Here is a 13689-nt window from a genome sequence, read left to right as displayed (position 1 = left end):
CTAATTGAGAAAACCTTTTCTCTTGGATGAGTAGTGACCGTTCTCAACCCCAGCCGGATCCGCATCTACGACGTGGCGACGGCCGCGGGCGTCAGCATTGCGACGGCGTCCAAGGCGCTGAACGATACGGGGCGCATGACGGGAGAGACCCGCGAGCGCGTCAAGCGCGTGGCCGCGGAAATGGGCTTCCGACCCAATGCCATGGCGCGGGCGCTGATCAGCCAGCGCAGCTTCACCGTGGGCCTTTTGACCAACGACACCTATGGCCGCTTTACGCTGCCATTGATGGCGGGGGTGTCCGAAGCGCTGGTCGACCAGGGCGTGTCGGTCTTCCTCTGCACCATCGAGGACGATCCGGCGCTGGCCAAGGTGCATGTCGATGCCATGCTCGACAAGCAGGTGGATGGCATCATCGCCTCGGGCAGGCGAATTGACGGGCGGCTGCCGGTCGATCTGTCCAACCTGCCGATCCCGGTGGTCTATGCCTTCAGCAGTGGGCCCGACGATGCGGTGACGCTGGTTTCGGACGATGCGCAGGGCTCGCGGGAGGCGGTGCGCTGGCTGGTCGGGCTGGGGCGTCGCCGGGTGGCTCATGTCACGGGCCCTGAGAGCTTCGCCTCGGTGCGCGAGCGCGCCGAGGCCTATCGCGCGGTCGTGGGCGGCGGCGGAGAGGTGCTGTACGGCGACTGGTCGGAGGCCTGGGGACGCGAAGCGGTCGACACGCTATGGAGCGGTCCGGACGCGGCGCCCGATGCGGTGTTCTGCGGCAATGACCAGATTGCCCGCGGGGTGGTCGATGCCCTGCGCGAGCGCGGCCTGCGCGTGCCCGAAGATGTCTCGGTGGTTGGTTTCGACAATTGGGAGATCGTCGCCGCGGCCACGCGTCCGCCACTCACCACGGTGGACATGAATCTCAAACAACTGGGCCGGGAGGCCGGTCGCCTGATCCTGGCGCTGGCGGGTGGACAAGCTGTCGAGCCCGGAATCCGCAAGCTGCCCTGCCAGCTGGTGGTGCGACAATCCTGCGGGGGCATTGCTCCCCGATAATGCAGCCGGGCCGATGGAGGATCGGCCCGCGATTGCGACGCTATGCCTCGGCCGATGCGGCCTTTCAACCTGGGACCAAATCCAATGGCGACTCTGCAAAACCGTCAATTCCGTCCGCTGCCTGTGCCGTCCGTCACTATTGGTGGCTATTGGGGCGCGTGGCAGGACGCCGTGTGCGACCATACGGCGGCGACGCTGCTCGACCGTTGTGTCGAGGCGCGCATGCTCGAACAGATCAATCCGGACGTGCCCAGCCCGGGCATCGTGATCCCCATCATCCACTGGCTGGGTACGCCGCAGATGTTCTGGGACAGCGACATCGGCAAGTCGATCGAGACCATAGCCTATTCGCTCTACCGCAAGCCCAATCCGGCGCTCGAGGCGCGGGCCGACGCGATCATCGACATGTATGAGAAGCTGCAGGACCCCGATGGCTATCTCAGCTCCTTCTTCCAGCGCATCAAGCCGGAATGGAAGTGGACCAATCTGCGCGATTTCCATGAGCTCTATTGCGCCGGCCACATGATGGAAGGCGCGGTGGCCTATTACCAGGCGACCGGCAAGCGCAAATTCCTCGATGTCATGTGCCGCATGGCGGACTATCTGGTGAAGCGGTTCGGGCGTGGCCCGGGCCAGGTGCGCGGCTATTGCGGGCATGAAGAGGTGGAGCTGGCGCTGGTCAAGCTGGCCCGGGTGACGGGAAGGCAGGACTATCTGGACCTGGCCAAGTTCTTTGTCGACGAGCGGGGCCAGGAGCCGAATTTCTTCATCGAGGAAGCGATCGCGCAGGGGCGTGACCCCAAGGGCGTGCAGAAGAAAACACTTGAATACAACCAGTCGCACCTGCCGGTGCGCGAGCAGACCAAGGTGGTCGGCCATGCGGTGCGGGCCATGTATCTCTATTCCGCCATGGCCGATGTCGCGACCGAATATCACGACGACAGCCTGACCCAGGCGCTCGAGACGCTGTGGGCGGACCTGACGCAGAAGCAGATGTATATTACCGGCGGTATCGGCCCGGCAGAGTCCAATGAGGGCTTCACCGACTATTACGATCTGCCCAATGACACGGCCTATGCCGAAACCTGCGCTTCGGTGGGCCTGGTCTTCTGGGCATCGCGCATGCTGGGCCGCGGGCCGAACCGGCGCTATGCCGACACGATGGAACAGGCGCTGTACAACGGCGCCATTACCGGGCTGTCGACCGACGGCAAGACCTTTTTCTACGACAATCCGCTCGAAAGCACCGGCAACCACCACCGCTGGACCTGGCATGCCTGTCCGTGCTGCCCGCCCAATATTGCGCGGCTGGTGACGTCGCTGGGGTCCTATGCCTATGCGGTGGCCGATGATGAAATCGCCGTGCACCTCTATTGCGCGAGCCAAGCGCGGGTGGAGCTGGCGAATGGGGCCAAATTCACGCTGACCCAGGACACGGACTATCCGTGGTCAGGCGATATCAGGGTGACGGTCAATCCTGTCGTTCCGGCGCGCTTTGCGGTGTCGCTGCGCATTCCGGGCTGGGCGCGGGGCGCGACGTTGGCCGTCAACGGCCAGCCTGTGGCGCTGGAAGACCTGACGAAGGATGGCTATGCCCGGATCGAGCGGGAGTGGCATGCTGGCGACCTGCTGGCGCTGACCCTGCCGCTGGAGCCGCGGGCGCTGCGCGCCCATCCGTCGGTGCGGCAGGATGCGGGGCGCGTCGCCATCATGCGCGGGCCGCTGGTCTATTGCCTCGAAGGCGTCGACAATGGCGGAGCGCTGAACTCAATCCTGCTCAGCAATGGCCTGGGCAAGGCGCAGACGGCGGTGATTCCCGACCTGCGCGGCGCCATCGCCATCGACGTGCCGGTCTTGCGCGAGCGGGCGGAAAGCTGGGGCGATGCGCTCTATGCCGAGAAGGCTCCCGACACCGCCCCCGATACGGCCCGCCTTGTGCCCTATCACCTGTGGGACAACCGGGCGCCGGGCGAGATGCTGGTCTGGCTCCGCCAGCGCGGGGAATAGGCCGCCCATATGCGGCCCCTCGCCTCAGGCGAGGGGCCGCCGTGCCTTCGATCAGAGGCGCAGGCCGGTCTCGGGGTCGAAGACGTGGACATGGATTTCGGGGATGGCCAGCGAAACGCGGTCGCCCGCGGCGATGGATGTGCGGTCGGCCTGGACCAGGGTGATGAGATCATCGGCCGATGAAATGAAGGTCGTGGACCCTGTCGACTCGATGGCGCCGACGGTGATCTGGAACGTGCCCTGGTGCTCGACGACGCGCAGATGTTCGGGCCGCAGGCCGACCACGATGGACCGACCTGGCTCAAGGCGGGAGGGCAGAGGCACCGTGCCGCCATCGGTGTTTTGAAGCACGGCCGTGCGCCCATCCTCGGCGACCACGGCATCGATGAAATTCATTGCCGGCGAGCCGATGAATCCGGCCACGAAACGACTCACCGGGCGGTCGTAGAGTTCGAGTGGCGCGCCCTGCTGCTCGATGCAGCCATCCCGCATCACCACGACATGGTCGGCCATGGTCATGGCCTCGACCTGGTCATGCGTCACATAGACCGAGGTGGCACCCAGCCGATCGTGCAGGGCGCGGATCTCCTTGCGCATGTGCACGCGCAGCGCGGCGTCGAGATTGGACAGCGGCTCGTCGAAGAGGAAGGCCTTGGGATTGCGGATGATGGCGCGGCCCATGGCGACGCGCTGACGTTGCCCGCCCGACAGTTCGCGCGGGTAGCGGTGCAGCAGGGCCGAGAGGCCGGTGGTCGCTGCCACCTCCGCGGCCCGGGCCTTGGCCTCGGGCTTGCGGACGCCGTGCAGGCGCAAGGAATAGGTGAGGTTTTCCTCCACCGTCATATGCGGATAGAGCGCGTAGCTCTGGAACACCATGGCGACGTCGCGCTTGCGCGGCGGCACGCCGGTCATCGTCTCGCCGGCGATCCTGAGCGAGCCCGAGGTTATGCTTTCGAGCCCGGCAATGGAGCGCAGCAGCGTCGATTTTCCGCAGCCCGAGGGGCCGACCAGGGCCACGAAGCTGCCCTTCTCGATGGCGAGGCTGACGCCCTTGAGGGCGTGGAATATGCCATAGTGCTTGTCGATATTGTTCAGTTCGATCTGGACAGTCACTTGAGGGCTCCCGAGGTGAGGCCGGAGACGATACGGCGCTGCAGAAGGACGAAGACGGCCAGGATCGGCGTCACATAGATCGCCGAATAGGCCATGATGGCGTTCCAGTCGGACGAGTTGGGTCCAAGGAAGCCCGAAAGCCCGACGCTGGCCGGCTGCAGGTTCTTTTCCTGGATGATCGACTTGGAATAGATGAATTCGCCAAACGCACTCATGAAGGTGAGGATGGCACAGACCAGGATGCCGTTGCGCGCCAGCGGCAGCACGATCGAGAAGAATGCACCCACCCGCGAATTGCCGTCGACGAGCGCGGCCTCTTCCAACTCGCGCGGCACGCTCATGAATGTTGCCCGCACCAGCACCACGAAGAACGGCATCGCCTTGGCCGCTGCCGCCAGCACCACCGCCGTGCGCGGATAGTTCAGCAACCCGACCTGGTTGAAACCAACAAAGAGCGGCGTGATCATCACTGAGGCCGGCAGCACCTGCAGCATCAGGATCAGGAATAGTCCGACATCGACCCAGACGCTGCGATAGCGCGCCAGCACATAGGCGCAGCCTGTGCCCAGGATCACCGTGATGGCGGTGACTCCGGAGGCGATGACCACCGAGTTCCAGAGGAATGTCGACATGGTCCGCCCGAACCAAACCTGAGGATAGATGCTGGTATCGGGCGCGAGGGGCCAGAAGGTCGGCGGATTGAAGTAGATTTCCGAGGCCGACTTGAGGCTCGTGACATACATCCAGTAGAGCGGAAACAGGTAGAGTGCCGCCAGGGTCAGCGCCAGCGCCAGCAGCAGCCATGGAGTATAGGGCCGGGTCATCCGCGCACCTCATGACGCGTCGAACGGACGTAGATCACCGAGGCGAACAGCACGAGCAGGAACATCATCACCGAAATCGTTGCGCCCTTGGCAAAGTCGTAAAGCTGGAAACTCATCTGCCACGACCAGTAGCCCGCCACGCTGGATGTATTGGCCGGGCCGCCCTCAGTAATGGCTGGAAAGAGGTCGAACTGCTGCAGCGTGCCGATCAGCCCCAGCGACAGCACGGCGCCAATCGTGGACCGCATCATCGGCAGCGTGATCGTCCAGAAGCGCTGGAAGGCGTTGGCGCCATCGAGTTCTGCCGCCTCGTAGAGGTCGCGCGGAATGGCGGCCAGGCCCACGGCCAGCAGCAGCATGTTGAACGCCGTGCCCAGCCAGATATTGGCGATCACGACCGCCCAGATGGAGTAGTTCGGGTCCGATTTCCAGAACACTGTTTCCTGGATAATCCCGAGCGACTTGAGGATGGTATTGAGCACGCCGAAATCGCCCGCCAGGATCCAGCTCCAGATCGCGCCCACCACCAGCCCCGGCATGACCCACGACACCAGGAACAGGCCGCGAATGGTCGCGGCGCCTGGAAATTTCTGCGCGAAGAACAGGGCCAGGCTGAAGCCGATCACGAACTGCCCGGCCATTGAGGCAAATACGAAGATCAGCGTATTCCTGGCCACGAGCCAGAATTCGGGCTGCCGCACTACGTCGACGTAATTGGTGAAGCCCGCCCATGGCCGGATCAGCGTGCCCAGGGTGAACATGTCCACCTGCTGGAAGCTCATCAGCACGTTATAGAGCAGCGGCAGACCTGCCAGCGCCAGCAGGAACAGCAGGGCCGCACCCACCAGGACCAGGTCGAACCCGACGCCATCGCGCAGGCTGTTGAAGAACCGGGACATCACCCCTCCGCAGAAAAGTCGATATGACCGGCCGGATTGCTCCGACCGGCCCAGTCAGGGAGGAAGTGTCAGCCCACAATGCCCGAGATGGTGGCCTGCGCCTGGTCGAGCGCGTCCTTGGCCGACATCTGGCCGGTCATTGCCGCCTGGAAGGCATCGTAGATCGCCTTGGAGATCTTCTGCCATTCAGGGTGCGGACCGCGCGGCTGGGCGTATTGCAGCTGCTCCTGGAACACCTTGAGCGCCGCGTCGGTGCGGGCATCCCCGGTAGCCGGCAGCGGAACGTCGCTGCGCGGCGGAATGTTGGAGAATTCGGGGAAGAGGCGATCGCTCTGCGAAGCGAAGTACTCGATGACTTTGAAGGCTTCGTCGGGGTGCTGCGAGTTGGCGAAGATACCCAGGTTGAAGTCGCCCATGGCCGATGAGCGCGGACCGCCCTGGGTTTCAGTGGGCAGCAGGGCAACGCCCCAGTCGAACTTGGCATCGGCAGCCATGCGGCCCAGCTCCCACGGGCCGGAAATGGCCATGGCAGCGTTGCCGGCGTTGAAGGTACCGGTGGAATCCCACTGGCCCTGGCTCAATACGTCCTGCGAGGCGAGCTTTTCGTCGATCAGGGTCTTCCAGATCTCGAGCGCCTTGACCGCACCGGGCGTGTTCACTTCCTTGAACGAGCCGCCGCCCATCTGGACCCATGGCAGGAACTGGAACGTGCCTTCTTCGCCGGCGCGTGCCGAGAAGGTGATGCCGTAGACGTTGTTGGCCGGGTCGTTGAGCTTGCGCGCGTCTTCAAGCAGTTCGTCCCAGGTCTGGGGTGGCTCGGTGATGCCGGCCTTGGCGAAAAGGTCCTTGTTGTAGAACAGCGCGATGGTGTTGGTCGCCTTGGGCAGGCCGTACAGCTTGCCGTCCCACATCGCCGAAGCCAGCGGGCCTTCGTAGTAGACGCTGGTGTCGATCACGTCGGAGTTCGCGACGCGCTCGGTGATGTCGAGCATCGCCCCGCGTGACGAGAACAGCGCAAAATCCGGGTTGTCGAGCGAGATGATGTCAGGCGCCTGACCGGTGGCGAAGGCCTTGAGGGCCTCGTTCACCAGATCGTCGAACGCCAACAGCCGGCTCTCGATGACGACCTCGCTCTGGGAGGCGTTGAAGTCCTCCGCGAGCTTTGTGTAGAGCCCGTTATCGCCGTCAATCGACCACATCTTGACTGTGACCTGGGCGGCGGCGGGAAGTGTGAACATCGAAACGCTGGACAGTGCCAGCGTCGCGAGGAAGGCAAGTCTGGATAGGCTCATTTTGGTTTCCTCCCAACAGTGCGGACGATCCGCAAAACCATCGGCCTGCCCTCCCGGCGGGCCGTGGAATTCAGCTTAGTTCTGGCCGCGAGCGTGACTGCTCGCGGCGCCTGGTCAGTTGCGCGCCAGCGACGGGTCGCCGCCCGCGTAGAGTGAGTTGTGATCGACATAGTCGCCGCCCCGGCAGGTCTTGAGATAGTCGAGCGCGCGGACCTGGCCGGTCATTTCGAGATCGCCGCGATAGACCGGGTCGTGCCAGCCTTCGATGTCGATGGAGCCGCTATAGCCGGCCAGCCGGAGCTCGGAAATCACATCGGTCCAGTTGCTGTCGCCGAAGCCGGGCGTGCGCATCCAGACGAACGGCTCGCGGCCGAAAATGCCGTGTTCCTTGATGACTTCCCAGCGGATGGTCGCGTCCTTGCCATGCACGTGGAAGAATTTGTGCGCCCATTTGCGGATCTGCGGCAGCGGATCAATGAGGTAGACGAGCTGGTGGCAGGGTTCCCATTCAAGGCCGATATTGTCCTGCGGCGTCTCGTTGAACATCAGCTCCCAGGCGTCGGGATTGTGGGCGATGTTCCAGTCGCCGGTCTGCCAGTTGCCATCCATGGCGCAGTTTTCAAAAGCGATGCGGACGCCCTTGTCGGCGGCGCGCCTGGCGAGATCGGTCCAGACCTGCTTGTAGCGGGGCAGGCTGTCGGTCAGCGGCTTGTTGCGGACACGGCCGGTAAAGCCGGCGACGCAGGTCGCGCCGAAATGGTGCGCATTGTCGATACAGTCCTTCCAGCCCTGCAGGGTCTGGCGGTCCATCTCCTGGTCTTCCAGCGGATTGCCGAACATGCCGATGGTCGAGATGGTGATGTCGCGATCGCCGATGGCGTCGAGGCTGCGCTTGCCCAGTTCGGCCAGATCCTGCCCGTTGGTGGTCTGCCAGAAAAAGGGCTCGAAACTCTCGAAGCCCAGATCGGCGATGGCGGCGATATTCTCGGCGGCCTGGCCGGCGGTGGCCTGGATCATGGTGCCGATACGGATGGATTTGGCTGGGTTGCTCACGGGCAAATTCCTAAACTGCAATGAGGACGCGCTGGCGGGTTCGGGCGCTTTCGATCGCCGCGAACACCATGGCAAGGCTCTTGATATTGTCGTTGCTGGCCGTCTCGGGGGACCGACCCTCCTCGATGGCGTCGAGGAATTCGGCGATGACGCTGGCATGACCATGGGTCTGGTCGATATCGGCAGGGGCCGGGACCTCGATGGCCTGCAGGTCCCGGAAGAAGCCCGTATCGCCGACCACGGTGCGGGCCTCGAAAGCGTCTGCGCCATCCCAGGTCAGCGTGCCTTTGGTGCCGATGATGCGCCAGGCGCTTTCCCAGCTGGTATTGGCGCCTTCGGCACACCAGGAGCCGCGATAGTTGAAGACGATACCGTCGTCGAACTCGAAGATCGCATTGGCGGCAGCGCCGTGCGCGTACCATGAGCCGCGCGGATTGGTTTCGAGGCAATAGACTGCCCGGGGCGCCACACCGGCCATGAAGCGCGCTGCGTCGAGCGTATGGATGGCCATATCAAGCAGCAGCACGTGTTCCATCTCATCGCGGAAGCCGCCGAAATGGGCGCCGATGAAGAAGTCGCAATGCAGGGCCGTGATCTCGCCCAGCGCGCCGCTCTCGATCAGCCGACGGATGCGGCGAATTCCGGCAATGAAGCGCCGATTCTGCACCACGGCATGGACGCGTCCGGCGGCCTTGGCCTGGGCGATCAGGGCCTGCCCGGCCGCAAGGGTGGCGGCCATCGGCTTTTCGCTCAGCACATGGCACCCGTGCCGCAAGCCGGTCGTCACCACGCCCTCGCGGGCTGAAGGCACGACAACGTCAAACAGCAGGTCAGGCCTGATGGTGGCCAGCACATCATCGAGGTGCGTACCGATAGCGATCTCGCTTAGCCCGAATTCGGCGGCGCGCGCCTGGGCCGTCGGCAGGTGGAGATCCACCAGCCCGACAATGTCGACGCGGCCCTTGAGCAATGGATGTTCGGCAATCGCCGACAACCACCCTTTGGACATGCTTCCGCAACCCGCGAGTACGGCCCTGAATGGCAAAACGAATACCTCCCTGAGCAGGGCGCGGCGGCTTCATCTTTCGTGAAACCTGTCTGCACTTGCTCCGTAAACGTTTACGAAATTAGGTGCGGAAACGGAGTGGAGTCAATAGTCTCCGTAAACGTTTCTGGAGGTGCCCGTTGCTTGTGGACAAGTCCGCTTGCAATGGCGGCGATCGGAGTCCATTGAATGAGCCAGAACTGGCCCCAAAGGGGTGTCGCGAAGGGTGGCGGAATGTCGGTAACATGAAGGGCATTCGGCGCCTTGCCCAAGAGCTCGACATCTCGATCGGCACCGTGTCCCGCGCGCTTAACGGCAAGCCCGACGTCAACGAGCAGACCCGCCAGCGGGTGCTGGAAGCGGCCGCGGCGATGGGTTACATGCCCAACCAGGCTGGCCGTGCCCTGCGCAAGGGATCGACCGGCGTCGTCGGCTTCATGATGCAGTCGGGCTCCCAGATCACCGGGCAGGGCGACGTGTTTTTCATGAGCGTGTTCGATGGCGTGCAGACGGTGTGCGCCCGCCATCAACTCGATCTGGTGGTGCTGCTCTGCTCGTCGGAGGAAGATCCGGACGCCTATCTGCAGCGTGTCGTGGCGCGCGGCTTTGCCGATGCGCTGATCATTTCAGCCACCAAGCGGCACGATCACCGGATCGAGTTTCTCGCCAAGCGGAAAATCCCTTTCATCGCGCTGGGGCGGAGCCTGACCGATGTCGGCCATCCCTGGCTGGACCTCGATTTCGAGGGCATGGCGCAAACGGGTGTTGATCGGCTGGTGGCGCGGGGGCATAGCCGGATCGGGGTATTCGCGCCGAACGACGACACCAATCTTGGCTATGTCTTCATCGACAGCTATCGCGATGCCCTGCAGCGGCATGGCATCGCCTTCGACCCGGACCTGATCTTCCGCACCTATCCCAATGATCGCGGCGGGCACGAAATGGGCGAGCGGATCGCCGCCATGCCGGCAGGCCGCCGGCCGACCGGCTTCATCCTGACCAATGAGATGCTGACCGTGGGGCTTTATCGCGGGCTCTACGATTGCGGCATCAGGCCGGGCGCCGATTTTGCGGTGATCGGCCGGCACAGCACCCATGCACAGTATCTCAACCCCAAGCTGACCTGTTTTTACCTGTCGCTACGCGACCTTGGCATTCAGCTCGCGGAATCCCTGCTGGCCACCATGCCCGCCTATGCGGAGCAGTATCCGCTGGGCGTGGTGCGCAAGGTACTGCCGCTCGAGTTGATCGAGGGCGACAGCGACGGGCCAGCGCCACGCTAGCGCCGTTGCGGGCAGGGACGTCCCGCGGTGTCCCGGCAATTCAATTCAACTGCAAGAGATAATGTTGTCAGTGACAGCATGACCCGACAGCGATGGTGATCGTGGCAAGAATCCGTGGATAAACCGGCTGTTAAGGTAAACTGACCGATAATGCCCACCTGGAAACGGTGTCGTCCCCAAGGTGAGTTTCAGGTCTAATGCGTCTTATTATCGGCATCGTTCTGGTCTTTCTCAGCGTCTTCGGCGGTTATGCGGCGATGGGGGGGCATCTCGAGGTGCTGTGGCAGCCCTTCGAGTTCGTCATCATTCTGGGCGCTGCCATCGGCGCCTATGTCATCGCCAATTCGGGCGCGGTGCTGAAGCAGACGATTGCCATGTTCGGCACGCTGTTCAAGGGATCGCGCTACAACAAGGCTGCCTATGTCGAGCTGCTGGGCATGCAGTTCAGCCTCTACAAGCTGGTGCAGTCCAAGGGCATCCTGGCGCTGGAGCAGCATATCGAAAACCCAAGCGAATCGACGTTGTTCGCGCGGTTCCCGACCTTTGCCAACAACCACCACGCGGTCGAATTCGTCTGCGACTACCTGCGCATGGTGACGCTGGGTTCCAACAACGTCCATGAAATGGAAGCGTTGATGGATGAGGAGCTGGAAACCCATCACCAGGAAAACGAACGCATTGTCAGCGCCATGCAGGCGCTGGCCGACGGCACGCCCGCGCTGGGCATCGTGGCCGCCGTGCTGGGCGTGATCAAGACCATGGGCGCGATCAGCGAGCCGCCCGAAGTGCTCGGCCACCTGATCGGTGGCGCATTGGTGGGTACGTTCTTCGGCGTGTTCGTGGCCTATGGCTTCTTCGGCCCCTTCGCGCAGTCGCTGCGCAGCACCTATGAGGCCGAAGCGAAGTATTTCCTGTCGCTCAAGGTGGGCCTGCTGGCCCATATTTCCGGTCAGGTGCCGGTGATGGCGATCGAATTTGCCCGCAAGGCGCTGTTGTCGGAGGACCGCCCCAGCTTTGCCGAGATCGACGAGGCCACGGCAAACCTGCCGGCCGCGACGTAGTTCGAGCCCGCTCTTAAGACCCAGGAAGCCAGAATGGCGAACTACGACCAGCCGATCATCATCAAGAAGGTCAAGAAGAACAAGCATGCCCACCATGGTGGCGCTTGGAAGATCGCCTATGCCGACTTCGTGACCGCCATGATGGCCTTCTTCCTGCTGCTCTGGCTGATCAGCATGACGACGCCCGAGCAGAAGGAAGGCCTGGCCTCCTATTTCGCGCCGCCCAATATCGCGCCGACCACCAGTGGTTCGGGCGGGCTGATGGGAGGCACGGCGCTGGACAATTCGACCGATGCGCTGATGGCGGGCTCGTCGCCTGACGTGACGGTGGATGCCTCGGTGACGCCCAAGGGCAAGGAATTCGGCACCGTGGAGGGCGCCCTCAGCGGCCGCGACGAGAAGTCGGGCAGCGAGTTCGATGCCGCCAAGGCCTCGCAATATGACCTCAAGGCCACCGACGACCAGGGCTTCCACAGCGCCGCGGCCAGCATCCGCCAGGCATGGCAGGCCATGCCGGACATCACCGAGATCGCCGACAACCTCCTGGTCGAAGAGACCAGCGAGGGCCTCAATATCCGCATCATCGACCAGGAAGGCCGGCCGATGTTCCCCGAGGGGTCCAAGTACCCCAATGAGGTGACGCGGCAGGCCATCGCGGCGATCGCGCCCATCCTGCAGCGGCTGTCGAGCCCGGTGCGCATTGCCGGCCACACGGCGGCAGGCGGTGTCTATGCCAATCCGCGTTATGGCTCGTGGGAGCTGTCGGCAGACCGGGCCAATACGGTCCGGCAGATTCTGGGCGAGTTCGGCCTCAGTGATGACCGGGTCGACTCGGTGGTGGGGCGCTCGACCGTCCAGCCCTTCTTCCCCAACGACCCCTATATGGCGGCCAATGAGCGGATCGAGATCACGCTGCTCTATGAGACCCCCCCGGTCCCGGCGGATCTCAAGCCCTAGCCAGAGGCTCGCGTCTCACCTCTCCCGGCGCGGGAGAGGTTTGCTGTGGCCAAGCTGCTCGATGCATCTGGTATGGCAGGCGATGGCGGTGCATGGTCGGCAGCGAAAAATGCTGTCCGGAGTGTTGCCGTGCCCTTTCCCGATCTCATCCAGCCCGAACTTGGTGCCTATCAGAGCGCGGTGAAGACGCCGGGGGACTTCGCGGCGTTCTGGGAGGCGAGCCTTGCCGAGGCGAGATCGGTGGGCGGGGCCGTCAGCATCGTGCCGGCCGATACGACGCTGCGGGCCGTCGAGGCCTTCGACGTGACATTTCCCGGCTTTGGCGGGCATCCGATCAAGGGCTGGCTGGTCCTGCCGGTACATCGGAGCGGGCGGCTGCCGCTGGTGGTGCAGTATCTCGGCTATGGCGGGGGTCGCGGGTTCCCGCATGAGCAGTTGCACTGGGCGGCCTCCGGCTATGCCTATTTCCGCATGGATACGCGCGGGCAGGGCAGCGGCTGGGCCATGGGCGCGACAGCGGACCCGGTGGGGACGACGCCGTCCATCCCCGGCGTGATGACCAAGGGCGTGCTGGACAAGAACGACTACTATTACCGGCGGCTGTTCATCGACGCGGTTCGGGCCGTGGACATGCTGGTGGCACAGGACTTCGTGGATGCGGACAGGATCGCGGTCTGCGGCGGCAGCCAGGGTGGCGGCATTGCGCTGGCGGTGGCGGGCATCGACCCGCGCGTCAAGGCAGTGATGACCGACGTGCCCTTTCTCTGCGACTATCCGCGTGCCGTGCAGAAGGCCAGCCGCGACCCCTATCTCGAGATCGTGCGCTTCCTGGCGCAGCACCGGGACAAGAAGGCCATGGTCTTCGATACGCTGAACTATTTCGACGGCGTCAATTTCGCGCGACAGGCGAGGGCATCGGCCCTGTTCTCGGTCGCGGTGATGGACGAGACCTGCCCGCCATCCACCGTCTATGGCGCATTCAACGCCTATGCAGGTGGCGACAAGACCATGGTTGAATACGAGTTCAACAACCACGAGGGCGGCGGGGCCTTCCAGGACCGTGCGCAGATGCAATGGCTGGCTGAACGCTTCTGGTAAGGGGATAAGG

At 63.7% G+C, this 13689-nt stretch carries 12 protein-coding genes; 6 read left to right on the top strand and 6 right to left on the bottom strand.

Features of this window, described 5'->3' with window-relative positions:
- Positions 1-33 precede the first annotated feature (33 nt).
- Positions 34-1047, top strand: coding sequence for a LacI family DNA-binding transcriptional regulator (locus ACLI1C_RS15290; RefSeq protein WP_411398102.1), 1014 nt, complete (start codon positions 34-36; stop codon positions 1045-1047).
- Positions 1048-1131: 84 nt separating this feature from the next.
- On the top strand, positions 1132-3054 hold the full coding sequence (locus ACLI1C_RS15285) for a glycoside hydrolase family 127 protein (protein ID WP_411398100.1): 1923 nt from the start codon (positions 1132-1134) through the stop codon (positions 3052-3054).
- Positions 3055-3105: 51 nt separating this feature from the next.
- Here the strand turns inward: ACLI1C_RS15285 and ACLI1C_RS15280 are convergent, their stop codons facing one another.
- The 6 genes from ACLI1C_RS15280 to ACLI1C_RS15255 all read right to left on the bottom strand — a co-directional run bounded on the left by ACLI1C_RS15280 (position 3106) and on the right by ACLI1C_RS15255 (position 9280).
- Positions 3106-4167, bottom strand: a complete 1062-nt coding sequence (locus ACLI1C_RS15280) for an ABC transporter ATP-binding protein (RefSeq protein WP_411398098.1) — start codon at positions 4165-4167, stop codon at positions 3106-3108.
- The gene (locus ACLI1C_RS15275; RefSeq protein ID WP_411398096.1) at positions 4164-4991 is read right to left on the bottom strand and encodes a carbohydrate ABC transporter permease; all 828 of its coding nucleotides are present in this window, start codon (positions 4989-4991) and stop codon (positions 4164-4166) included. The genes ACLI1C_RS15280 and ACLI1C_RS15275 overlap by 4 nt, the downstream gene beginning before the upstream one ends.
- Positions 4988-5890, bottom strand: a complete 903-nt coding sequence (locus ACLI1C_RS15270; RefSeq protein WP_411398094.1) for a carbohydrate ABC transporter permease — start codon at positions 5888-5890, stop codon at positions 4988-4990. The genes ACLI1C_RS15275 and ACLI1C_RS15270 overlap by 4 nt, the downstream gene beginning before the upstream one ends.
- A 68-nt stretch (positions 5891-5958) precedes the next feature.
- Complete coding sequence (locus tag ACLI1C_RS15265; protein WP_411398093.1) at positions 5959-7182, bottom strand: ABC transporter substrate-binding protein; 1224 nt, start codon at positions 7180-7182, stop codon at positions 5959-5961.
- 114 nt (positions 7183-7296) lie between these two features.
- Complete coding sequence (locus ACLI1C_RS15260) at positions 7297-8235, bottom strand: sugar phosphate isomerase/epimerase family protein (RefSeq protein ID WP_411398091.1); 939 nt, start codon at positions 8233-8235, stop codon at positions 7297-7299.
- A 10-nt stretch (positions 8236-8245) separates the two neighbouring features.
- A complete protein-coding gene (locus ACLI1C_RS15255; RefSeq protein ID WP_411398090.1) occupies positions 8246-9280 on the bottom strand; it encodes a Gfo/Idh/MocA family protein in 1035 nt (344 codons plus the stop codon).
- 245 nt (positions 9281-9525) lie between these two features.
- Here ACLI1C_RS15255 and ACLI1C_RS15250 point away from each other — a divergent pair, with 245 nt between their 5' ends.
- The 4 genes from ACLI1C_RS15250 to ACLI1C_RS15235 all read left to right on the top strand — a co-directional run bounded on the left by ACLI1C_RS15250 (position 9526) and on the right by ACLI1C_RS15235 (position 13679).
- On the top strand, positions 9526-10563 hold the full coding sequence (locus tag ACLI1C_RS15250) for a LacI family DNA-binding transcriptional regulator (RefSeq protein WP_411398089.1): 1038 nt from the start codon (positions 9526-9528) through the stop codon (positions 10561-10563).
- A gap of 197 nt (positions 10564-10760) precedes the next feature.
- The gene (gene motA, locus ACLI1C_RS15245; protein WP_411398087.1) at positions 10761-11624 is read left to right on the top strand and encodes a flagellar motor stator protein MotA; all 864 of its coding nucleotides are present in this window, start codon (positions 10761-10763) and stop codon (positions 11622-11624) included.
- Between the two features lie 33 nt (positions 11625-11657).
- Positions 11658-12581, top strand: a complete 924-nt coding sequence (locus ACLI1C_RS15240) for a flagellar motor protein MotB (RefSeq protein ID WP_411398085.1) — start codon at positions 11658-11660, stop codon at positions 12579-12581.
- 129 nt (positions 12582-12710) lie between these two features.
- On the top strand, positions 12711-13679 hold the full coding sequence (locus ACLI1C_RS15235; RefSeq protein WP_411398084.1) for an acetylxylan esterase: 969 nt from the start codon (positions 12711-12713) through the stop codon (positions 13677-13679).
- Positions 13680-13689 lie beyond the last annotated feature (10 nt).

This window comes from Devosia sp. XGJD_8 (genome assembly GCF_046614475.1).
Taxonomy (GTDB): Bacteria; Pseudomonadota; Alphaproteobacteria; order Rhizobiales; family Devosiaceae; genus Devosia.
This window is presented reverse-complemented; position numbering and strand designations above follow the sequence as displayed.